The organism is Acinetobacter sp. TUM15071 (assembly GCF_008980925.1).
GTDB classification, from domain to species: domain Bacteria; phylum Pseudomonadota; class Gammaproteobacteria; order Pseudomonadales; family Moraxellaceae; genus Acinetobacter; species Acinetobacter dispersus.
Map to the genome: position 1 here is coordinate 1 of NZ_BKGB01000068.1, position 447 is coordinate 447.

Annotated in this window: 1 protein-coding gene; it reads right to left on the reverse strand. The window is 44.7% G+C overall.

Annotated features, from left to right (window positions below; all coding sequences use genetic code 11):
- A partial coding sequence (murJ, locus tag GBI66_RS19260; RefSeq protein ID WP_308464069.1) for a lipid II flippase MurJ occupies nt 1–447 on the reverse strand: 447 nt, incomplete at both ends.

Below are 447 nucleotides of genomic sequence, written 5' to 3' on the forward strand. Positions count from 1 at the left end.
ATACGGCGTAAGCCACCACGCTCCTGCGATCATCGCTACATTTAACAAAACTGGTGAAAAAGCTGGTGAGGCAAACGAACCATAACTATTTAAGATGCTGCTAGCAAAAGCCGTGAGCGACATAAACATTAGATATGGAATAGTCAAACGGAACATGCTGACGGCTAAATCGAACTTTTCTGGATCACTGTGGAAGCCCGGTGCGTACATATAGATGATTGCAGGTGCTAAAACCATAGCCACAAAAGTGAGTAAGGTCATGACCGTGAGCAAACAGCCAAATACCCGACTAAGTAAGATCTGTACTTCAGCGTGTGCTCGACCCGTTTTATATTCAGTTAAGACTGGGATAAAGGCCTGAGAAAAGGCACCTTCGGCAAATAGTCGTCGAAAGAAGTTGGGAATACGAAAAGCGACGACGAAGGTATCAAAATCTTTACCTGCACC